The sequence below is a fragment of the Sphingomonas sp. AP28 genome (genome assembly GCF_056680455.1).
This window is the reverse complement of sequence record NZ_JBWXQI010000002.1, coordinates 40,947-62,548: the sequence shown is the minus strand read 5'-3', so window position 1 is coordinate 62,548 and position 21,602 is coordinate 40,947. Positions and strand designations below refer to the sequence as shown.

The following is a 21,602-nucleotide window of genomic DNA, read 5'->3' as shown; positions in this document are numbered from 1 at the left end:
TCTCGAGCCACCGACCATGTCGCGTTCGCGCGTCCAGATCGCCGGATCCTACGCACCCGGCGTGTTGATGACGTGGGAGGGCGGCAAGGGGATCTGCCGCTCCGTCCCGCTGGCCAACGAGGCCAAAGATCTGAAGCCGACGACGATCGCCTTGATCTTCGAGAACCTGCGCGACTCCATAACCAACTGGCGCGATCGCGCGATCAAGGCGCTTCCAGACGCGCTGCCCGAGCTCGTCCTGGACACCCCGTTCCGCGATTCCAAGACCGGCGAAGCGCGGGTTGAGCGCACCGACTTCCAAATGACGAGCCCCGACAAGGTCGGCTATGTCCCCTATCCGCTGCTCTACCGGTGCGGCATCTGCGGATCGACACGCGAGTTCGGAAGTGTCGGCGATCAGGCGCGGCAGCCACTGCCAAGGAAGTGCAACGGGCACGAGGCGCGCTGGACCCAGATCGATGTCGTCTACGTTCACTGGTCCGGAGACATCGAGCCGCTCAGCCCGTTCAATTACAACTTTGACCCGCAGACCGGCGGCACGCGTCAGATCCGGATGTGCACCTGCGGCTCCGCCAGCTTCAGGCTCCGCAACGACGCGCCCGTCTTCTCAGAATGGCGATACGTCTGCGAGGGGTGTGGCGAGACTCGGCCGCTCAAAAAGGCCAACCCTGAGGTGCTCGCGCGGCTCCAAATCCAGCAGAACGACGGTGGCCGTATGTTCCAGTGGATCGAGGTTAACATGCTGCCCGTTTCCTACCGGGCGAACTCGACCTTCTACGTCCAGCGGACCAGCTTCATCGTATTCGAGGACAGCTCCGTCGTCGAACTGATGACGCCAACGCGCCGTGACGCTCTGATCATGCGGCTGGCGCAGATCCACGATATCCCGTTCTCCGAACCGTCTGAGGACAAGATCCGTGAGAAGGTGGAGGCGGATTCGTCGCGAGTTGGCGAGTGGGGCGAGTATGAGACATACCTCAGCATGGCCCGAAAGGCTGACGAGGGCGGCCGGTCCGAAGCCGCGCGCCGGCACCGCGACAACGCGCATGAGCAACGCGAGGCGTGGTTCGCGGACGGCGTCGTCGAGCGCGGTAGGTTGGAAAGCCCGGCCGTACTCCAGGCGATCGCGGTTCGCGAGGACTGGACGCGCCGCTACGATCCTATCCGACTGACCATCCAGCATGACGCGTTCGTACGCGAGCACATTGAGGTGGCGATGACGGTCCACGCCGCGGTCGACGTCATGAACCCTGACATCGCTCTGACCGATGTGGTCAACGACCCGGCACGCAAGGCCAAGTATCGAGAGTCCGTCGGCTCGCTGCTCGGGCACATCGGCGTTGAGCGGCTAGTCCTCGTCCGCGGGTTGCCGATCTGCGAGTTCAGCTTCGGCTACACACGGGTGTCGGCGACACCGGTCTACAAACGGGAGCACAATGGAAACAGCGTCGACATGCCGGTCCGACTCAAGGCGTTCGACCCGCTGCCGATCGCCGAGAACAAGCGACCGATCTACGTCACGCAACAGCTAAACGAGGCGCTATACTTCAAGCTGGACGAAGGCCGGGTACTCCGCTGGCTGGCGGCGAACCAGATCGTCAACGTGCCTGCGGACCATGTCGGCCGGGCATTCCTAGAGCGATACGACGACTTCGGACCATTTCTCGAGGTGTTCAAGGATAGGGAGGGAATGGGCGGATATCCCCGGACGCTGCCCGCATACGTCTACCTGCTGCTCCACACGTTATCCCACCAGATGATGCACTCGCTGGCTGATACCTCGGGCGTCGACCGCGACGGCATCGGCGAGCACATCTTCCCTGCCGACCTGTCGTTCGTCATCTACCGCAAGGGCATGACGCCGGATCTAGGCAACATCTCGGCAATGTGGCGCAACTATGCGGAGGCGTTCTTAAAACGCGCGCTCGACCCGCGCACGCTTCGCTGCGGATCGGGCAGCCTGTGCGACGCCCGGGGCGGTGCATGCCCGGCGTGCGTGATGGTGTCCGAGGTCAGCTGCATTGCGTCGAACCTGCTCCTGTCGCGGGCGGTGCTGAAGGGTGGAAAAGGACCTGAGTGGGAGCCGAAGTCGGCTCCGAACCTGGTCGGCTTCTTCGACGCATCGCTCAAAGGATGAGCGGCGAGTTACTCGTATCGGCGAAAGCGACGGCCCGGCTCGTCGTGACGATGCCGCCGGTGCCCAGCCGCCTCGCCGACGCGCTCTCCGCCGACATCGCTAGCCAATACGTTGCGTTAACGCGCACGACCGACGCGTTCACGCATCTTGCCGGTCTCGCGCGCGAGCGTTTCACCATCATGATTCCCTTCATCGACCGCGTCGGTGCTGAGTGGGCGGCTGAGCTGTTCGAGGCAACGACGGCGGCCGAGCGCTTGCTGGTCTTGCGGGATGCGTCCCAGCTCCTAAGCTGCGGCGTTGCGGGCAGGCGCATCGAGGCCAGCGCTACCCGGATCATCGACTATGGCGGCGCGGACCTGGCGAACGAGACATTCCATGCGAAGATTGTCCTGGCAGACGGCGTCGCCGCCTACGTCGGCTCGGCAAATCTGCTTAAGCGTTCGAAGTCGACGAACCTCGAATGCGGGATGCTGGTCGAGGGCCCGGCCGTCGGTGCGGTGAAGATGCTGCTGGATGCCGTGACCGCGATAGCCGGGCGTTGACGACGTCCAGCGACTTGTTTTAGCTCAGGCCACGTTTTCCAGCCGCCAGGTGTCGAACGTCGCGCGGGCGACGTTAGTCAACATGCTCGCAAAGGTTTCTGGGTTCGCCGCGTAGAGCGCGTGGCGCATCTCCGTGAACGGGTTGAATTTTTCGCCGCGACCGCTTTCGATGAACCATGCCTTGTATTGCCGCACGAGGCCGATCGTCGAACGAAGGTAGAAATTGAATTTTCCACGGCTGATCCCGGGCTGGCGCTCGACGATGTCCGCCGTGAATCCGTCGATCTTCTTGGGCTCGAACTCGACCCCGGGGAAGAAGTGGCGGGCGATGCGTAGCAGCCGGAACGCGTCTAGCGGCGCGTATTTTCCCCGCTCGATGCCGACGGCGGGGTCGAGCGCAACCTCGCCTTGTACGATCTCCACGGCCTCTACCTCGATCTCGGCTTCGGGTTCCGGCTCGGCTTCAGCCTTCTCAATCTGAAGCTCAGTCTCCTCTCGAACTTGGCGAAATTCACGGTCGGCGAGCTCGAACAACGCGGCGAGCGTATTAATGCGCCGCTTCAATGCGGCGGGGATCGACTTCTTATATTTGATCTTGTGGTCGAGCGTGCTCCACGAGTCCTGGACGACCGTGCGTATCTGCAGCTCGAATCGGAATCGTGCGAACTGCACATAGTCAGGCATCGCCGCACGGACCGGGTCTAGTCGAAGGTCAAGGTGCAGTCCCTTGTAGCCGAACGAATTCTCGGTTCTCTCGATCTCGGCGGTCTTGTCGGTTACGTCGATTACATCGAAGTGCTCGCGGATGAGCTGGCCCATCGGCTCTATTTCGTCTTCATATAGGCAGACGAGGCGCAGCCCCACCAAGTCGGTGATGTGACTCTTGATCTCATAGGGCGTGGTGCTTTCCTCGAGGTCGCCCTGATACTTCCGCGTGAACTTCTTAATGGCTTCCTCGCGGTCCTTGATGCGACCGCTTGCCGCCGCAACGTCCAGTCCGGCGTGCGCGATGATCGAATCGAGTAAATCAAGGAACTTGTCCTTCGCCTGATCGAGGCGCTGTGCGTTGTCGTTATAGTATTCACGGAAAGCGGCCTTCTCGGCCTCGAAGTCTAGTGATGGCATATGGAGATTCCCCACATCAACCAAGACGCGTGAAACCGCCGAAGCAAGCTTTTTATTATTTGGACCACACGTAACGGACGAATCCTCGTGGAGGTTTGCCGGCAATGGAAGCAATTGGACAGGTCGTCGGTGCAACCATAACACGCGGTCATCATCCGATGTCCGCTTTCGGGCCACCGTCAGGTGAGCGTAAATGACAGGGTTCTGCGCGCATCTGCCTACTTGCTGAGCCTGAACGAGCGTCCGCTTGGGGCATTTAAGCGTTCATAAGAGGCCAAGCCGGTATCTACCGTTCTATTAAATCACAAGTCAAAGAACGAGCCTGGTACCGGTCATATGGCGAAAAGCCCGCTCACGGCAGGTCAGCAAAACCACCTGCATATGCTGTGCGGCTTCCGTCAAAATCTCGGTCATCAGGTCCAACCTCGTGTCGTCGGCATATACGAGCGGATCGTCGAGTATGAGGGAGACAGGACGCCCTTCTTCCCGCAGCAAATCAGCGATCGCGAGCCGTGTCAAAACGGCGAGCTGTTCTTGGGTGCCTCTCGAGAGGCTGACGCAATCTTCGGGCGATCCCCCGCGACTGATCGCCGCCAGACCAAGGTCATCGGCAAAGAGGAGTTCCGAGCCGGGTAGGAGACGCTCAATGTGTCGTTTCGCTCGGATTGTGACCGGACCGACATAGGTTCGGGAGGTCTCGGTTCGAACCTCCTCCAGGGTGTCCCGTAGCAGCTTGAGCGTCTGCGCTTCCTCTGTGGTTCGGCCAAGTGCCTGCTGCGCCGCCATGGCCTCCTCGGTCGCCACGGCAGCGCGTTCGGCTAGCCCCTTGCCGCCCTCGCTTTCGATCGTGCCCTCCAGTCGGGCAATGTCGGTTTCAAGCCGCCGTCGCACCTCACTTGCGGCAGCCTGACGAGAATCGATATTGGCGATCCCGCGCTCGATCGAATGCGCATCGTGAGCGGTAGCGTTGCGCTCGGCTTCGTTCAGAATGGTGGCCGTTTCCGCCGCCTTCTCCCTCGCGCCCATCAGATCCCCTGCAAGGTTCGCGAACCCCTGTCCCGTTTCGATCTGTCCGAGTTGGTTCATTGCATTTTGAAGGTCACTGGCTGCCCCTGCTTCGGTGGCAGCCAATGGCCGTTCCTGTTCCTCGATCAAGGCAAGGACCGTTGCCGCACTTTCCTGCGCGCCCTCAGCACGGGCAAGCACGGTTTCGGCGACATCGACGGCGTCAGCCAGCGCGCGAACCGGCGGGGCTTCGTCTTCGTTCTCGCCCTCCGACTCCGCCAACAAGCCCGTTACGAGCAGCTTTAGCGCCGCTACGCCGGCAGAAAGTCCGAGTTCGGGATCGGCAGGCGCGCTCGCGTCTAGCTGGGCGGAAAGTGTCTTCATCTCGCCAGCTGCATCCCGTGCCGTGTCGTTGCGCTGCCGTGCGCTAGCGATGCTCTCCACGCCCAACTCGGTCAGCGCTTCATCGTGGCGAGCGATGGCTTCGGTTAGCCCCAGCTCAGCGCTTCCAGCGGATGCCGGTGGACGAATGATGAGCTCCGCGCCGGAGCCCAAGCTGACGCGTGTCTCATGCGTCAGGACACGACGGTCGGTTGTAATCGGGTTGCCGTCGATCCTGACATCCGGTGCGGAGCCGACAAGCTCGATGGTGGTTGCACCGGCTGCAAGCTTCGCACGCGCTTCAGCAATGCTCCGCTCGCCTTTCTCCAGCTGGCTGATCCTCACTGACGGGATCATGGTCGAAGCCGTCGCTCTGGCGATGGAAAGGCGTTGCTCCAACGCTATGACGGTGTCGTGCCGAACGCGCGCGGATCTGATCGCTTGCCGACGACGCAAGGCGGCCGCGTACTTTTCAGCCTCGGCGAGTGCCGCCTTGGCCTGCTGCCGGTTGGTTCGCGCCTCGACAAGCGCGGTGCGCGCCGCATCGGCCTTATGCCTTGCCGCCATCAGTTCCTCAGAACGTTCCGCTCTGCGCACTTTGGCAGCATCTAGGACGACCTCCGCTTTGTCACGAACGCGTACAGCGGTGGCGTGGCGTGATGCGACCTCATCCAGGGTTTGAACCCGGATGCTCGCAATCTCATACTCGGCTTTGCGTTGTGCTAGCATCTGCGCTGCGGCACGTGCGATTTCGAGCGATCGAACCAGATCGGCGCGCCTGTCGGTGTCGGTGGTGTCAGCCATCTCCCTCTGGAGAAGCTTGAGGCGTACACGCGCGGCTTCCACTTCGGCGAAGCTCTTCTCTAGAAACTCGACCTTGCTGGCGGCTTCGTGTGCAATCGCCTGCGCTTGGTCGAGCCGTTCCCTTGAGGCCTTCTGCTCGCCACCGGGCGATCCTTTTGCTGTCCAGAAGACGGCACATTGTTGGTCAACCCGTTCGCGCACCCGCTCGTAGGCCGCACCGCCAAGGATCGTGCCGACCTCGGCCTCAAGTGTCGCCTGGATCGTGTCACGGACGATCCGGCCCGGCGCGGAAACAGCAAGCGCTTCGGCCTGTCCAACCCAAAGCAAACCGAGCGCGCCATAGGCAGTGACATCGCCATTACGGCTCGTGTCTTTCTCGAACCCCAGCAGTGCCTGAAGCTGGTCTTCGGCAGCATCACCTTGGCTTCTGCCACTCGGTCCTCTCACCTCCATCGATGGTGACTTGAGGAAGCGTTTAGTGACCGTCCACGGCACCCCCGCGACATCAAAGCTGACCTCGACTTCAGGGGCGACATTCTCGCCGAACGGCTGGTACGATCGCGTTAGCTGGTTGCCCGATCGGTGTGGGACGAAGAAAGCTGCTCGGATTGCTTCGAGCAGGGTCGACTTCCCCGTCTCGTTGGGCTCGACCACGATGTTGAGCCCATCTGTGAGCCCCTCGATTGTTACCGGCGCGCGGAATTTACGGAAGTTGTTGGCGGTGATGCGCCGCAGCTTCAGGCTCACGCAGTGGCACCCCTCATATGTTCGACGAACAGGCGTTCAAGCGCGCGCTTGGCCAGCGCCGCATCCTCCTCCCCTGCCCTCACTTTCGCGTAGAGTTTGGCGGCCGCGGCGCCGAGCATTCCCTCCCCCGCCAACGACGCGAGATCGTCGTCGCTCGGCCTAGCGACTAAATCGTCGGCGCGGAGATCGAGATAGCGGAGCCGGTGCCGTAGATCATTCTCGACCCTGCCCAGGATGGCAACGCGATCAGTCATGCTGGTGATGCCGACCAACGAAAGCTGGAGCAGCGTCGCAGCGGGATCGACCTCGCCCATCAAGTGCTGCAGCTCCGCATCGAAGCTGGCTGTGTCATTGACCCGCCATTCTCGGATCAGCCACTGGTAGCGACCGGTTCGAATTGGGGTGACCTGGGGGCTCTCCCCGGCCTCGAAATCGACGAGCAAGACGTGCCCGGGAACGTCGCGCTGGAAGCGGTCGGTCTCGGGCGTTCCAGCATACCAAGTACGGCTGCCGATCTGGAGGACGCCGTGCCAGTCCCCCAGCGCGAGATAGTTGAGATCGGAACGTTCGGCTCGGTCGGGTGGGATCTGATTGTTGGCCTCGCCCCGCGATCCGAAATCCCTGATCGAGCCGTGCGCGAGACCGATGCGAAGGCGTGCGCCCGGCGTTGCCATTCTATCAAAATCGGCGGTCGGATCGTCAAGGTTGTGCCGGTGCGTGAGGGGTGCCGGTAGCAGCCAAACGCCGTCCTCCATTTCCCGCGGTTCCGGTTCGGTCAGGATCATGACGTTGGCAGTTCGACGAGCCCTCACCCGGTCCCACAGACCGCCGTTGCGCGCATAATCATGGTTGCCTGGCAGCAGCCACCAGCGGCACGGATAGCGCTCCATCCGGGACAGTGCCTGGACGATGGTTCGGTCTTCCGGGCCTTCAGTATCGAAAACGTCGCCAGCTACTAGCACATGGCTCGCGTCATGGGTGCGAGCAGCTTGGCCAATGGCGTCGATTGCATCGAACCGGGCTTCGGTGAGAGCCGCCCGAACGTCGGGTTCAAAGCGGCCAAACCCCCTGCCGAGCTGCCAATCGGCACTGTGCAAAACGCGCACCATTCACTCCCTTGCCGGCCTATAGCCCGCTCCAGTTTCTCTGGAACGTCTAGCGAACAGTAGGGGTGCGAGGAAGCCTCCAGATCGCTGCCCAGGTACTCCCCCGTAGTTTACACCCTCGTGATGGCTATTTGCTCCCCAATACGGATCAGATAGAGAACATGCAGTTTTGTCATCGGGAGATAGTCAGCATTCAAGCGCGCTGACTCGCGCGCTTAAGTCACTGCGGAAAAAGGAAAATGGCATGCTCTTCAACGGATGACTTTGAGCCCGGATCTAGGCGAATCTTATGCGGATTTGACAGCACACCTTACGCAAGCTGCGCTTGCCTTTTCCCGTGGCTAAACAGTGAGTTAGAAAGTCCGAGACAGTGTATACAACGTCTTACAGTTTGTCTTACAACGTAATACTCCCCCAAAAGCGCAGATTTCCGCCGTTTCCTGCGTAAGACACCGTAATACGGCTTATGCGCAAACCACGATATCGAGCTTGTTGTAGCCGCGTTCCACAGCTATAAGGAACGTCCTCCTAAGGACCCATCAGCCTCTCTGCTAGGAGGCTGGTCACTTGAGTACCTCACGCCCTTATACCCTTCGGGTAGCCGGTGATCTGCGTGCCCGTATAGAGGCAGAAGCAGCCAAATTGGAGTGCTCGCCGTCGGACTTGGTTCGTCGGGCGATCGAACAACATCTTGATGGCCGGAAACTGCTTGAAGGCAGCGAGCGACGCCACTTGCGCGTGACCGAATATATGCAGGTCGCGCTCGATGCGATCATCCGGGAAAACCATCCGGAATTGCGGGAAACGCTCGTTCTCGAAGCCGACCGTCGCATGAAGCTTCATCATGGCGCGTGACGACCCCAAAGCGCCCCGCGAGGACATCCGCAACGATCGGCGTCCGATCCCGCAGAAGCACCATAGCGCGCGCGGGGAAGCACCGCGCAATTCGGGCAACTTCACCCGTGGGAGCCAGCTGCTCAATACCCAGGTCCTGATGTGGCTACAGGGTGTCAAAATGCCGATTTACATGTGGCTTGGCATTTTCGTCATCGCGTACTCGACGATCCTCTCGCTCACCCTCGACGAGAACAACGTCCAGCTCATCTCGATGCGCATTCTGTCGGGGCTGTGGGACTGGATATCGTTCGACGAAATGAAGCGCATCAACCTGCGTCTGCCCGACAACAGCGTGCGCCACACCTACATGGGCTACGTGCCTTACGTGCCAGAGGTCATTCTTGCATGGCACAAGGCCGTGAAGGGGCTCATGGGCTCGGTCGCGATTGCCTCGTGCATCACCATCCCGCTGTCGATCTGGTACGTCGATTTCTCGGCCCGTCGCGGCAAGGCGATGATCCAGGAACGCCATGAGCGCGGCGCCATGCTGGTCGAGCGCGATCTGCTCTATTCCGAGATCGCCCAGCACAACAAAATCGAGTTCGTGAAGGAGGCCGCGAAACTCTTCCCGGACAAGACACCGGAACAGGTCCTGAAGCTGAAGTTCAAGGCCCGCAAGATGGGCGGCGTTCACCACCCCTACACCGTTGCCGGCATCCCGTTTCCCCACCGCCTCGAACAATCACATTTCATGACGCTCGGCACCACCGGGTCCGGTAAAACGACCGTGTTCCGCAAGCTCCTTCAGGAGATGCGCGAACGCGAAGATACCGCCGTCGTGTTCGATCTGACCGGGGCCTATGTCGAGGCGTTCTACGACCCGACACGTGACACCATTCTCAACCCCGCCGACGCACGCTGCCCGGCCTGGACGATCTTCAACGACTGCCGAACCTATAGCGAGTTTACCGCTGCCGCTGGAGCTTTGATCCCCTCCGATGGCGGGGCGGCCGATCCGTTCTGGGCACTCGCTGCGCGCACCCTCTTTATCGAGATGTGCATAAAGCTCATCGAGAAGGGACTGACGTCGAACCAGGCACTCGCCGATAACCTGATGACCGCCGATCTGAAGCTCGTTCACAAGCATCTTGCCAACACCATCGCCGACCCCATCACGGCGCCTGAGGCCGCCAAGATGGCTGAATCGATCCGGGCGGTGTTCAACACCAACGCGCAGGTCCTGCGCTTCCTGCCCGACGACGGTCCGCAATACTCGATCAAGGACTGGATGACGGCCGAGAAAAAACCCGGCTCGATCCTCTTCATCACCTCCAACTACACCGACCTCGAGATGAACCGGGCGCTGCTCACGCTCTGGTCGAACCTCGCCATTCACGCGCTGATGACGATGAAGAAAACCCGCAATCTGCGCACCTGGTTCGTGTTCGACGAGTTGGGCGCACTTCACCGCCTGCCGGCGATCGAAGACGGCCTCCAGACCGCCCGTAACTTCGGCGGTGCAATGGTCCTCGGGCTGCACTCGTTCGACAAGCTCATCCAGGTCTACGGCGAGGAGAATGCCCGCAACCTGTCGTCGCTCGCACGCACCAAACTGATCCTAGCCGCAGCCGACCTCGACACCGCTGAACAGGGTGCCCGCTACATTGGCAACCGCGAGATCCGGCAGATGGATGAGGGGTACAGCTATGGGTACAACAACACCCGCGACGCATCGACCCTGACCCCCCGTAAACAGATCGAACCGCTGGTCATCCCCGACGACATCATGAACCTTCCGAGCCTGCACGGCTTTGTGAAATTCCCCGATGGCTTCCCTGCTGCACGCATCCGCCTGGAATGGGAACATTACCCGACCGTCGCCGAGGGCTTCATCGAGCGGAAACCGGCTAAGCCGGACGAGCCTGGAAAGGTTGTTCGCGGAGGTGGTGGCAAGCCGCAGGGTGGTGACGACGATGTTGGACGTGGCGATGTGCCCGGTCTGACAGAAGAAGAGGTTGAGCCGGCAAACGTGGCCAACACCTTCGCCACCAACATTCTGTCACAGCCGACCGAGAACGAAGTCGACAATTCGCGCGACGCCACAACCATCGAAGCCACCGCCAGAACCGAACCGCAGGTGCCACTTCAGGACATGCATGAGCGTTCCGGCGATGACGATCGAAAGGACCGCGAACGGTCACTGGAGGGTAAGTCCGTCCAGGCGCGCAGTGAGGTCCAACAGCGGCAGAAAGACGATCCTACGCCCACCGGAGAACGGCCGGAGGACCTGTCGATCCGGGAGGCGCGCGATGCCTTCCCTGATGACGGATATGGGATGTAACGATGCACTCGATCGCATCCGTCAGATCGGCATCCGGCGCCGCAAAATACTTCACCAAGGACGACTTCGTCAGCGGCGAATATTACACCGATGAGAAGGCCCGTGACGTCAGCATGTGGGGCGGTGAAGGAGCGGCCGCAGCTGGCCTTACCGGCACCGTCTCGCAGGAGGCATTTGCCAAGGCGCTCAATGGCGAGCTTCCCTCTGGCGGGCGCGTCGTAGATAATAAGGGCTCGCGACGGCCAGGCTACGACCTGACGTTCTCGGCACCCAAATCCGTGTCGGTTATGGCGTATATTGCCGGCGACAAACGCATTCTTGGACCTGACGGCGCACAGACCAAGGCAGTCCAACAGACCATGGCATGGGTCGAAAAGAATTTAGCCGAAACGCGCATGACGAAAGACGGGAAAACCGAGGCGGTTAAAACCGGCAATCTGGTCTACGCCCTGTTCCAGCACGACACGAGCCGAGCACTAGATCCGCAAGCACATATCCACGCCATCGTCGCCAACATGACAAAGGGGCCGGACGGCAAACTCCATGCCCTCCATGCAGACCGGATATGGTCAAGCAACAGCGTGATCGGCTCGATCTATCATAGCTTCCTGCGCGATGAGCTGGAGAAGCTTGGCTACCAGGTGCAGATGACCGGCAAGCACGGGACGTTCGAAATTGCCGGCGTTCCGAAAGCCGTGCTGGAGACGTTCAGCCAGCGCCGTGAACAGATCATGGAGAAAGCGGCGGAGCTGGGCATTGTCTCGCCGGAAGGCCGTAACAAAATCACCGTAAATACGCGTGATCCCAAGCTGAGTGTCGAAGACCGCGACGGCCTCGTGCTCGACTGGATGAAAAAGGCCGCAGAGCAAGGGTTTGACGGCAAGAAGCTGCTCGAGGGAGCGTTACAGAACGCCGCAAAGCTGGAGCAACGCGAGAATGCTGGCCCGATCGGGCGCAGCTACACGGTGATCGCCGACGCCGTGAAAGTCGCGATGGATACGGTGTCGGGATTGCTCCGGTCACCGGACCCGCTGGTCGACCGCGGTTTGGTTCGTCTGGCACAGTCCACCGGCCAGGCGAACGCGCAGCTTGCTGTCGCATCCGCGGTCCGTAGTCTCAATCAGCGCGAAGCGGCGTTCGATAAGGACAAGGTCGCCAAGAGGGCGCTCGACTTCGGCCTCAAGGGCGTCACCATCGACCATGTCGAGGCGAGGGTCGAGCAGCTCATCGAGAAGGGCAAACTCCTATCCGGGGAGATTACCCACCAGGGTCAGAAGGTCGAAGCTGTCACGACACCGGAAGCGCTTCGGACCGAGGAGAGCATCCTTGCGCGGGTCCAGGCGGGTAAAAACGCAGGTGCCCCGATCGTGGCTCCCTCGGAAGCGCCAGACCGACTGCAGGCCGCCTCCCCTCACCCTCTGAACGAAGGCCAGCTCGCAGCCGCGACGCTGATCGTCTCGACTTCGGATCGCATCGTCGCGGTCCAGGGCATCGCCGGCGCCGGTAAGTCGACGATGCTGCAGGCAGTTGCCCGCGTCGTAGAGGGAGAAGGCAAATCCATCTTGGGCCTCGCCTTTCAGAATAAGATGGTCGCCGACATGAAGGAAGGGATGGCACGCCTTGACGCCAGTCCCAGCCGCGAAATGTCGGTCGACCAGATGCAGGATTCAGGCGTTAAAGCCGAGACGATCGCCCACTTCATCTGGCACAACGAAAAGCACGTCACCAACCCGAACACGCCCGATGCGCAGGCGCGTCGTGACGAATTAAAGGACACGGTCATCGTCGTCGACGAGACGTCGATGGTGTCGAACCGCGACATGCTCAAATTGCTGACGATCGCGGAATCGCTCGGCATCGAGAAAGTCGCACTGATCGGCGATCGCCAGCAGCTGCTCCCGATCGATGCCGGCAAGGCCTTTGCCATGATGCAGGCCGACAAGATCGGCATGGCCCGCATGGATGACAATCTTCGCCAGCAGACCGACCAACTGCGGACGGTCGCGGCGCTAGCCAACATTGGCATGGCGGGTCAGGCCATGAAGGTGCTTGGCGACAAGGTTGTAGAGCATGAGGATCCATCTGCGCACGCGTCCGACCTGTGGCTGGCCCTGTCGCCGGATGAACGCGCCAACACGGCCATTTTCGCGTCAGGCCGCGAGACCCGCGCGGCGATCAATCAGGCGGTGCAAAAAGGCCTGAAGGACGAGGGCACGCTCAAAGGTGACGGGCTATCCATTGCGGTCATCCAGAACGTGAACATCGAGCGTGAGGACCTGCGCTACGCCAAGACCTACGAGAAAGGGCAGCGGCTGGAAATCAAGGGCTCGGTGCCGGAGCTTAAACTCGAACGCGGTGTAGCCAAGGTCCGGCGAACCTTTGCCAACGGGAAGGTCGAGATCGTCAAAAACGGTAAGTCGATCAAGTTCAGCCCCCAGAAGATCGATCCGATGATCGACAAGGATCGTATGTCGCTCGCGACGATCGAGACGATCCAGATTCACGAGGGCGACCGGATTCGGTGGACTGATAACGACAAGGAACGCGGCATCTACAATGCCTCGCTGGCGACGATCGCCGGCATCGAGAACGGCAAGGTCACGGTCGAGCTGGCCAACAAGGACCAGGTCACTCTCGAGAAGAACGATCCGATGATGCAGCGGATGGACCTGGCCTACGCGCTCAACATGCACATGGCGCAGGGCATCACCGTCAACAAAGCCATCACGGTGATGCAGAGCTTCGAGCGCAATCTGTCGAACCAGCGCCTTTTCAACGTAGGCGTCACCCGCATTCGCCTCGACCTGACCATGGTCGTCGACAACCAGCAGAAGCTCGAGCTGCAGCTGGATAAGAACCCCGGCGACAAAACCTCATCGCTAGAAAGCCTCGGCCGCCTCGATATCGATGGTGCTGCCGTGCAGACCAAAGCGGCCGACGATGCGCTCACCAAAGCGATGGAGAGCCTCGACGAGGCGAGCAGCAAGAAGATCCTGATCGATCCCGCCAGCCTCGACATGACGGACCTGCCGCCAATGGGCGCGTCGACCACCGACTATTCCGACATCAAAAACCTCGATGGGGAGATGCCGTCGATCAAGGACGGCCAGGACGCCGATCGGCGTGATGCTCGCGCCGATCGGAAGGACGACGAGCTCGGTATGCGTCCGCTCGACATGGACGACCTTAGCGCCCTTCCTGCGATGCTGAAATCCAATGAGCAGATCCGCGGGCTCCCCGAGAAGAACCTCAGCTTGGATATGTGAGCGCAGACATGACGATGGAAATCGATCCTCTCTCTACAAAGGCCCTCTGACCATGGACAAGAATATCGCGGCTGTGATCGCCTTGCTCGGGGTGTTCATGATTTTGAAGGCGCTGACTGGCGCAGACGCTGGCATCGTCGGGGGCAGGCGGCCGCTGGCCAAGCGGTTCATGACCCCTCGCGAGCTGGCAATGCTCGATATCCTTGAACGCTGCCTGCCCGAATACCGCTTTCACGCGCAGGTGGCGATGGGCGCACTGCTGAAGGCCCCTCCCCGACTGATCGGCAAAAGCCATCCTGCCGATCGCAATGCCTTCTCTCAAAAGATCATTGATTTTGTGGCGCAGGATCGAGTGACCGGCGCGATCGTCGCGCTGATCGAGGTCGATGACGCGAGCCACAATGCGCAGCGAGACAGCCGGCGCGACGCAATGACGTCCGATGCCGGCTACCGCACAATTCGCATCGGCCGCGCTGTCCAGCCCCGGGTCCACAAGGTTCGGGTCGCAATCGCGCCGCTTTTCCAGGCTCACGCCATTCAAGGGAACGCTTCGTCATGAGCATTGCCGTCGTTAGCGTACTTCGTGCTTTCGAGTACGATTGGATGGCCTCGAGACTACGCTTGGTCACCATCAGAACAGTGTGCCCAACGACACATCGGGAACAGCGGGAGGTGAGTCATGGGGCGGGCTGACCGTGACTATATGCGAGTGCCGCCCAGGCAACGTGGTCGTACAACCCGTCTCGATGCCGCGCCGACCGACGGTGTCATCTGGGAGGCAACGGTCAATTCTTGGCCTGCAGCCAGACCGCGACACCGCCATCGCCGCCTGATGGGGCTGGCATTCTGGATCGCGGGCGGGACTGCCGTCTTCACGGCCCTGTGGGCGATCGCCTGCGCGATGATCGGAGCCCAATGGCACGGCCAAGGCACCACCTTCACACCGCACACTACGCAAAGCGATTCACGTACCGAGGAGGGTAATCATGCAGCACGCCGAAAGTGAACCGTCCTCGGCCGAGCTGCTGACACCCGATGCGTTGTCCGACACGGACTTGGCGGACAGCTTCCGGACTCAGTCATTCCACCTGATGCAAGCGCATCCCATCGCCGCTGCGCATCTTGTCCTCGCAGCCGCCTCGATCGCGCCGACATGTGATGCCGAGCAGGATGTCGCGGACCAATTCTCTTACGTGATCGTCGATTTCGCGCAGCAGCTCGGTGTCCTGCACCGCCGCGCAGTCAACCGGCGAGCCCAGGACGCCAAGAGCGTTGCAAATGGGCATTGATGACCGTGACTACATGCGCGAGCGCTATCGCCGGCGCCAAGGACTCGGAGCTGGAACGACATGGTGGAATGACCGCAAAGGCCGACGGGAGCTTCATGGAGACCGAAAGGCGGTGCCGCTTGGAAGCGCTAGCCGGATTGGCGGAGGCGGCAGCGACACCGGGGTTGGTGGTGGCTGGTTTGATGCCGCAAATCGTGGCTTCGACTATCAGAAGAACCGGCATCGACCCAGGCGCCGCAGTCGGACGCACCCCGCGCAGAATTGGATATTCCTGCTGTGGGCGATACCGATCCTGTTTCCCGCCTATCGTGAGGCAAAACGCTCCGGCTGGATTCCAGACCGTGCCGCGGAGCTGCCGTTCCCCGCGTCCGGGACCGTTACGGTCAATGATAGCGTCGACCCGAAAACGGCAACTTCACAAATCAAGGTGAATGCGGCGCAGGCAAATGCAGTCGTACAGCTGTTCGATCGCGAGACCGATCTGCACGTCATATCTGTCTATGTGAACCGAAACGAGGACGTATCCGTACCGGTGCCACCTGGCACTTACCGGATGAAGATCATCGAGGGGGACAAGTGGCATGGCCTGACGACGTGGTTCGGTACATCGACCGCCTATAAGACTGTGGTGCGACCGATGGTCTTCACACGGCGAGCCAGTCGGATGATCGACTTACATCGGTCGCCGGCCGGCAACCTGCACACCAGCATCAACTTTACGAACTCAAAACCGCTCAACTGAACAAGGGGAACACACATGGATCGGACACTCGCAATCTTCGGGATGCTTGCGATCGCCCTCCCCTCCCCTCCCGACGGCGCAAAAGCTCGTTAAGGGCGGCAGCGGCATTGATGGCGACATGGAGGTGCCTTGCGGCGACCGATCGCTAGGGACAATCGCGCTGAGCTAGAAGCGTACGCGGTGAACCCTGCCGACGGGCTCTTTGCTGTTATGGTGGCTCTGATTTGGGTGGCTGACGCACAGAGCGGTGGATGCCCGGGTGTTGACCCCCCCTCCCCCTTTGCTGAAGCTGTTGGTGTCATAGTCGAGCGTTCCCCTGCTCGTCGCCTGCGGAGAGGGTTTAGATGGCCTTCAGCGCGAGCGGCAGCTTGCTTCGGGTGGATCGGTCGCTGGCGCAAACAATCAGGCTGCGCTGAAGGCGGCAGATTACCTATTGCATTCAAAGGTGCTCTATTCCGACGACGATCCTGGTAGCAGCGGTGGTCGTCTAACTCCAGAAGGCCACAACGTAGGCCAGTGAGGACGGTGGATATCCGCAGGATATCCATTTGATTTGGTCACGATAAGGATATCCAGTCAATATTCTTTCGATTGGCGATCATCTATCGAACACCATATCCATATGCCACCATATCCATATGCCACTATAGGCATAGGCTGCCATATCCATAGGCAACCATATCGCTAGGCGATCCAAAGGCTACCAAAAGGATATCCATCGTATATGTATTGCGCTATTAATAGGGTTTTGATAGGCAACCAGCAGCCTATGCATGGCCAATCGATCGCAATAGGCAATTAGTAGCCTAGTAAAATGTTAATGAGGAAGCGCAGGCATGCCAGCGATATCAGTAGCAAACCCGAAAGGGGGTGCCGGTAAAACGACCCTTACGTTCATTCTCGCTGGGGAGTTGGCTCGCAGCGGCGCGTCGGTTGTCGTCGTCGATGCTGATCCAAACGCGATCATAGCGAAGTGGGGCGGCAGGCGTACCGCTGAGGGGAGGGCACTGCCGTTTGAGATCGTAGCAAGCCCTAAAGAGTCAGAGCTAGTAAAAGTGCTCGACGCCCTCACAGAGAAGAACGACTTTGTTTTAATCGATCTTGAGGGGACTGCTTCGCGAATGACATCACGAGCACTTGCCCGTTCTCACTTGGTACTGATTCCGTTCAATCTCTCGCCGATTGACGCAGAATTAGCAGCTAATGCCGTTGGTTTGATACACGAGGAGGCGGAAGCCTTAGGCCGCGTTATTCCGTACCGCCTCGTCCGGAGTCGTGACAACGCGGCGATTGAGACGAAATCTGCGAAACGAATTACCTCAGCAATCAAGGACGCTGATCTACCCTTGCTCAGTAAGGGACTGGTAGAACGAGCGGCTTACCGTGACGTATTCGATTTTGCATCAACATTGGAAGAACTTACCGATGAAAAGACTTCAGGACTTGCGGCAGCCAAACGAAACGCATTCGAAGTTGCGTACGCAGTCGTAGAGGCTGTGCGTGAGGAGACTGACCGATGAGCGGTTATGGGTTCAAGAAGCCTAATGCGGCATCGGCTGACGAAGCCGCCGACAAACTCAATCTTTCCGGCCTCTCGAAAGCGCCCCTTCGTATCGATCGTGTGAGAGAAGAGGAGGCAGTTGCGCGTGGCGCTGCAATGGGGTTCGTCGATCGCGCCCAGGGGGAGGGCGAGAGTGTCTCAGCTCGACCTAGCCGACGTCGGCGGGAAACCGTCGCTCAGGGAAATCTCTTTATAAAGGGTCCACAAGAAACACTCGACTGGTTTGTTGAATTTACTAACCAGCGTGGTCACCGTTCTTATTGGCAGGCACTTGAGGAACTGCGGGCACTTACCGCGAAGGGTTAGGATCCATCTAGGCACCGAGCCTCCTGCAGGTAAGGCAAGCGAACGGGCCAATAATCTTCGTGGGTATCCAAAAATCGCACTGGTTAGTTTCGTTTATCGAGACCCCGTGTGAGGAGGCGGTCAATCTCTGCCATTGCGATATCAAGATCCGCAGCCGCTGCACAAAGCGGACCGTAATCGAGAGACGCAGACGGCGACGGAGACGAACCGGGGAGGGCAGGGCATACCAAACCTCCCGTTTCGAGCCCAACGAGTCTCGCAGCAGCAAGCGCGCGCGCCTGGATATCAGCACCGGCGCGCGACAAGCTAAGTGCGCGCATGAGCTGCTTGCGCGTGGTTGGACCGAGCGCCGCCAAAAGCGTCCAAGCCTCAAACGCACGGGCGTTGCGGGATAAGCCGGCGAGGGCCTCACGACCGCGACCCAACACCGACTCTATGCGCTCCAAGTTCGTGAACGCGGCCAACGCTTCCTGCGTGCTATGATCGACGAGCGCGGCAGCCCGCTGGGCATCCGTGACATTGAGGCGAAAGACCGTGCGCGGGACTATCCCGGTAACCTGTGGGACGATGCCGCGTGCAACAAGCACAAGGTTCAGGGCCCAGCATCCGGCCGGCTCGGACGCAATGTAATGCCGCATCGATCGGGAGGGCAGGGGAAGTAGCGCCTCGTGCCCAGAGCTTTCGGCGAAGTCCGGCGCGCGGATCAAAACGTCGACCGCGACCGCAGCGCGCGCCAGCCCATGGAGCGGATGATCCGGACCGGCGTCCGCCAGTCCGCAGGCACCGGTGAGGGGGCCATCAGCAGCCGCCTGCGCCAAGGCGTCCTGGGCGGCGTTGAGCAATGCCAGCGCATCGACCTCGAACCCGCGCGTCGCGTTGACCATGCGAACCACCATCGTTGCAGCGTCGGCAATCGGTGGCACCCCGTGTGCAGCAAGCCAGAGCACGACGGCGTCGCGGCGGGGGTCGTCGGTCAGGAGGATCGAGAGGGCGTCAGTAGAAGGCTGGTGGGCAGGGCCGACGTTGCCAATGCCGGCATCGCGTCGATACGCGCGCCATGCGTCAGCCACGGTGGCGAGGCTCGCAACCTTGCGGATTTCTGGGGAGGCAAAGCGAATTGCACCCGCCAGTCGACCGAGCGCGTGGCCCAGCGAAGTATGATCAGGGAACATCATTGCGCACACCATATGCTAGCAATCGCGTGATCACTAGGCAGCCCTATGTATCATATATATGAACTTACCATAATCGGACATTATGGTAACTACAGCGATGTGCTACACAGGCGGAATGCAGGGTAAATCGGACCAGCAGGCAGGTGCCGCATGAGCGAGATCGTCGTCCATCGCACCGACGGGGAGGGGCTTCCGGTCCGCGCGCGGTGTGGGATCGTCGAGCCGATCGATGCCCGCGTTACCCGGTTGTTGAGTCTTGCGCTGCCCGCTGATGCTGGCCCCGTGAGCGAGATCGGCTTTGCCGCACAGCTTGGCGCTATGGCAGCAGCGAGCAAGGCGGCACTGGCGTCCGACCTGGCCTGCTATCTGCGTTGGTGTGAGGACACCCGTGTCGCCCCGCTGCCCGCCGAGCCCGAAAACCTGGTCCGCTACATCGCCATGCTCGAGGCGCGGGGCGCCAAGCCCGCCACGGTCGCCCGGCGGGTTGCCAGTCTCGCGACGGCACACGGCCTGTCAGGCATGCAGGAGAGGGGGCATGCGCCAACAAGCCACGTCATGGTCCGCGCAGCGCTCAAGGGCCTGCGCCGGCGTCGTGGCGCTGCGCAGCGCCAGGCCGCCCCGTTGCGCTTCGGGGCCTCGCTAGATCCCCATACCAAGGGTTTCACGCTGACCGCACTGCTCGGCGCCTCTGGCGGCGATCTGCAGGGGCTGCGCGATGCCGCGCTGCTATCGCTGGGCTATGACGCTGGACTGCGCGTCAGCGAGCTTGTCGCCGTCACCGTCGCGCATATCGATCCGCACAGCGACGGCTCGGCGCTCCTGTTCATCCCATCGTCCAAGACCGATCAGGAAGGGCAGGGGCCTGGGGCTGGCTGTCCGCGGACACGATGCGCCGGGTCGGCGCCTGGCTGGTAGCGAGCGCCATCACCGAGGGGCCGGTCTTCCGCCGCGTCGGAGTCGATCGGCGCCGTCTGCGGGCCGCGGTTCCACCGATGGCGTACGAGGCAATCCCGGGGCACACGCGGCACTGGCAGGAGAAGCTCAAGGGCAAGAAGGCCGAACCGGCGCGGACGGTCTATACCGTTGGTACGGCCTCACTGAGCCGGCAGGGCGTCAACGGGATCTACCGGCGCGTGGCATTGAGTGCGTTCGATCAGAGGCTGGTAGAGATGCCGATCGCGAAGGTCGAAGATGCAGCGCGGGCGCTGTCCAGCCATTCGCTGCGCGTTGGGCTTACGCAGGACTTGTTTGCGGCCGGCGAGGACGGCGTTGGCATTGCCCAAGCCCTGCGCTGGTCCTCACCGTCGACCGCCCTGCGCTACGGACGCAAGCTTGCCGCCCGGAGCAATGTCGCTGCACGAGTCCTGTCCCGGCTCAGAAGCTAGACTGCAGCTTTCGCACGTTTCAGTTCGGTGTTGGCCGCCGGGATTTTCCCGGCGGCGTTTGAAAGATACGCGGCCTCTTTCCAATCTCTGGTCTCTTCAGCGGGCATGCGGAGCTCCTGATCGCTCGGCAGTCGAGTTTGCGGGCTCGGCACAGGGCATACACTCTATGCGCGCGTTGCTCTTCGGCTAGTCTTCGTCCGGAAAGTCGATGCCGATAATGGAGGTGGTGAACTCGTCCATTGGAGAGGGTTTGCCAGACGAGGCGAGCGTGTCATAGCCTATAGGGACGCGGCGGGAATCTTCCTCTGGGGCGGTATTTCGCCCTGCCACGTCATCGGTTCTCGATGGCTCGCAATTCAGTAGAGTTGTTACCTAATAGCTGCACGGCCGGGTTGTTCGCCGGAGCAGCCGAAAGCCACGCCGGCACAGATGGCGTCGTCATATTTATTCCTTTTCATGAAACTTTTGAGAAGGGTTTGGTCGTATCTCAACGTACCGGCTGGGGCGTCGGTCGGCCCGCCTCGCGTTCCAGCGCGCTTGAGGCGGGCCGTTACCGGGCGGGAACAATCGCGTGACTGAGCGTTAATGTTAGACGGGTATCTCCCAACGTCCCCGGTCGGCCCGCCCTCACTACCCCGTTAGGGCGGGCCGTTACAGCTGTAGCGAGCCTGTCGACGTCGCTCCTGGCCAACCCTAAGGCGGTCCGTTACCCTAAGGCGATGGACCTCATGCATTTATAACGCTGGGGCTTCCTTCCTAAAGCCTGCCCGCCAACGCGTCTTGCCTCCTCCCGGGTGTTTGAGATGGACCGTTTCATTTTACGAGTAGCCAATTCCTGAGGTCCAGTGGGTAT

Annotated in this window: 14 protein-coding genes and 1 pseudogene; 10 read left to right on the top strand and 5 right to left on the bottom strand. The window is 60.9% G+C overall.

All coding sequences use genetic code 11. The features are described 5' to 3' along the window. Window positions 1-16 precede the first annotated feature (16 nt). Together AC1MH0_RS19635 and AC1MH0_RS19630 are read left to right on the top strand one after the other, a co-directional pair. The gene (locus AC1MH0_RS19635; RefSeq protein WP_480965863.1) at window positions 17-2,137 is read left to right on the top strand and encodes a hypothetical protein; all 2,121 of its coding nucleotides are present in this window, start codon (window positions 17-19) and stop codon (window positions 2,135-2,137) included. After that, the gene (locus AC1MH0_RS19630) at window positions 2,134-2,679 is read left to right on the top strand and encodes a phospholipase D-like domain-containing protein (protein WP_480965862.1); all 546 of its coding nucleotides are present in this window, start codon (window positions 2,134-2,136) and stop codon (window positions 2,677-2,679) included. Before AC1MH0_RS19635 ends, AC1MH0_RS19630 begins: the two co-directional genes overlap by 4 nt. Before the next feature lie 24 nt (window positions 2,680-2,703). On the opposite strand, the gene AC1MH0_RS19625 is transcribed toward AC1MH0_RS19630, so the two are convergent. From AC1MH0_RS19625 to AC1MH0_RS19610, 4 genes are all read right to left on the bottom strand, one after another. Continuing rightward, on the bottom strand, window positions 2,704-3,804 hold the full coding sequence (locus tag AC1MH0_RS19625) for a GTP pyrophosphokinase (RefSeq protein WP_480965861.1): 1,101 nt from the start codon (window positions 3,802-3,804) through the stop codon (window positions 2,704-2,706). A 309-nt stretch (window positions 3,805-4,113) separates the two neighbouring features. Further along, window positions 4,114-6,741, bottom strand: a complete 2,628-nt coding sequence (locus AC1MH0_RS19620) for an AAA family ATPase (protein ID WP_480965860.1) — start codon at window positions 6,739-6,741, stop codon at window positions 4,114-4,116. Then, on the bottom strand, window positions 6,738-7,847 hold the full coding sequence (locus AC1MH0_RS19615) for a metallophosphoesterase family protein (protein WP_480966120.1): 1,110 nt from the start codon (window positions 7,845-7,847) through the stop codon (window positions 6,738-6,740). Before AC1MH0_RS19615 ends, AC1MH0_RS19620 begins: the two co-directional genes overlap by 4 nt. Before the next feature lie 576 nt (window positions 7,848-8,423). Continuing rightward, the gene (locus AC1MH0_RS19610; protein ID WP_480965859.1) at window positions 8,424-8,693 is read right to left on the bottom strand and encodes a hypothetical protein; all 270 of its coding nucleotides are present in this window, start codon (window positions 8,691-8,693) and stop codon (window positions 8,424-8,426) included. On the opposite strand from AC1MH0_RS19610, the gene AC1MH0_RS19605 reads away from it, so the two are divergent. The 7 genes from AC1MH0_RS19605 to AC1MH0_RS19575 all read left to right on the top strand — a co-directional run bounded on the left by AC1MH0_RS19605 (window position 8,692) and on the right by AC1MH0_RS19575 (window position 18,189). Next, the gene (locus AC1MH0_RS19605; protein ID WP_480965858.1) at window positions 8,692-11,025 is read left to right on the top strand and encodes a type IV secretion system DNA-binding domain-containing protein; all 2,334 of its coding nucleotides are present in this window, start codon (window positions 8,692-8,694) and stop codon (window positions 11,023-11,025) included. The genes AC1MH0_RS19610 and AC1MH0_RS19605 overlap by 2 nt on opposite strands. Before the next feature lie 2 nt (window positions 11,026-11,027). After that, window positions 11,028-14,291, top strand: coding sequence for a MobF family relaxase (gene mobF, locus AC1MH0_RS19600; RefSeq protein WP_480965857.1), 3,264 nt, complete (start codon window positions 11,028-11,030; stop codon window positions 14,289-14,291). A gap of 52 nt (window positions 14,292-14,343) precedes the next feature. Beyond that, window positions 14,344-14,850, top strand: coding sequence for a DUF2726 domain-containing protein (locus AC1MH0_RS19595; RefSeq protein WP_480965856.1), 507 nt, complete (start codon window positions 14,344-14,346; stop codon window positions 14,848-14,850). 427 nt (window positions 14,851-15,277) lie between these two features. Beyond that, window positions 15,278-15,580 carry a hypothetical protein gene (locus AC1MH0_RS19590; protein WP_480965855.1) on the top strand — a complete coding sequence of 101 codons (303 nt, stop codon included), beginning with the start codon at window positions 15,278-15,280 and terminating at the stop codon, window positions 15,578-15,580. Next, window positions 15,570-16,322, top strand: coding sequence for a hypothetical protein (locus AC1MH0_RS19585; RefSeq protein WP_480965854.1), 753 nt, complete (start codon window positions 15,570-15,572; stop codon window positions 16,320-16,322). The genes AC1MH0_RS19590 and AC1MH0_RS19585 overlap by 11 nt, the downstream gene beginning before the upstream one ends. Before the next feature lie 836 nt (window positions 16,323-17,158). After that, window positions 17,159-17,842, top strand: coding sequence for an AAA family ATPase (locus tag AC1MH0_RS19580; protein ID WP_480965853.1), 684 nt, complete (start codon window positions 17,159-17,161; stop codon window positions 17,840-17,842). Beyond that, window positions 17,839-18,189, top strand: a complete 351-nt coding sequence (locus AC1MH0_RS19575; protein WP_480965852.1) for a hypothetical protein — start codon at window positions 17,839-17,841, stop codon at window positions 18,187-18,189. The genes AC1MH0_RS19580 and AC1MH0_RS19575 overlap by 4 nt, the downstream gene beginning before the upstream one ends. Before the next feature lie 83 nt (window positions 18,190-18,272). Here the strand turns inward: AC1MH0_RS19575 and AC1MH0_RS19570 are convergent, their stop codons facing one another. After that, window positions 18,273-19,364 (bottom strand): hypothetical protein, encoded by a 1,092-nt coding sequence (locus tag AC1MH0_RS19570; protein ID WP_480965851.1) that lies wholly within the window; start codon window positions 19,362-19,364, stop codon window positions 18,273-18,275. 150 nt (window positions 19,365-19,514) lie between these two features. On the opposite strand from AC1MH0_RS19570, the pseudogene AC1MH0_RS19565 reads away from it, so the two are divergent. Continuing rightward, window positions 19,515-20,749: pseudogene (locus tag AC1MH0_RS19565) on the top strand (integrase). The last annotated feature ends 853 nt before the right edge of the window (window positions 20,750-21,602 follow it).

Coding starts and splice junctions, on each gene's coding strand:
- AC1MH0_RS19635 (WP_480965863.1), top strand. CDS start 17: ATGTCGCGTTCGCGCGTCCAGATCGCCGGATCCTACGCACCCGGCGTG.
- AC1MH0_RS19630 (WP_480965862.1), top strand. CDS start 2,134: ATGAGCGGCGAGTTACTCGTATCGGCGAAAGCGACGGCCCGGCTCGTC.
- AC1MH0_RS19625 (WP_480965861.1), bottom strand. CDS start 3,804: ATGCCATCACTAGACTTCGAGGCCGAGAAGGCCGCTTTCCGTGAATAC.
- AC1MH0_RS19605 (WP_480965858.1), top strand. CDS start 8,692: ATGGCGCGTGACGACCCCAAAGCGCCCCGCGAGGACATCCGCAACGAT.
- AC1MH0_RS19610 (WP_480965859.1), bottom strand. CDS start 8,693: ATGATGAAGCTTCATGCGACGGTCGGCTTCGAGAACGAGCGTTTCCCG.
- mobF (WP_480965857.1), top strand. CDS start 11,028: ATGCACTCGATCGCATCCGTCAGATCGGCATCCGGCGCCGCAAAATAC.
- AC1MH0_RS19595 (WP_480965856.1), top strand. CDS start 14,344: ATGGACAAGAATATCGCGGCTGTGATCGCCTTGCTCGGGGTGTTCATG.
- AC1MH0_RS19590 (WP_480965855.1), top strand. CDS start 15,278: ATGCAGCACGCCGAAAGTGAACCGTCCTCGGCCGAGCTGCTGACACCC.
- AC1MH0_RS19585 (WP_480965854.1), top strand. CDS start 15,570: ATGGGCATTGATGACCGTGACTACATGCGCGAGCGCTATCGCCGGCGC.
- AC1MH0_RS19580 (WP_480965853.1), top strand. CDS start 17,159: ATGCCAGCGATATCAGTAGCAAACCCGAAAGGGGGTGCCGGTAAAACG.
- AC1MH0_RS19575 (WP_480965852.1), top strand. CDS start 17,839: ATGAGCGGTTATGGGTTCAAGAAGCCTAATGCGGCATCGGCTGACGAA.
- AC1MH0_RS19570 (WP_480965851.1), bottom strand. CDS start 19,364: ATGATGTTCCCTGATCATACTTCGCTGGGCCACGCGCTCGGTCGACTG.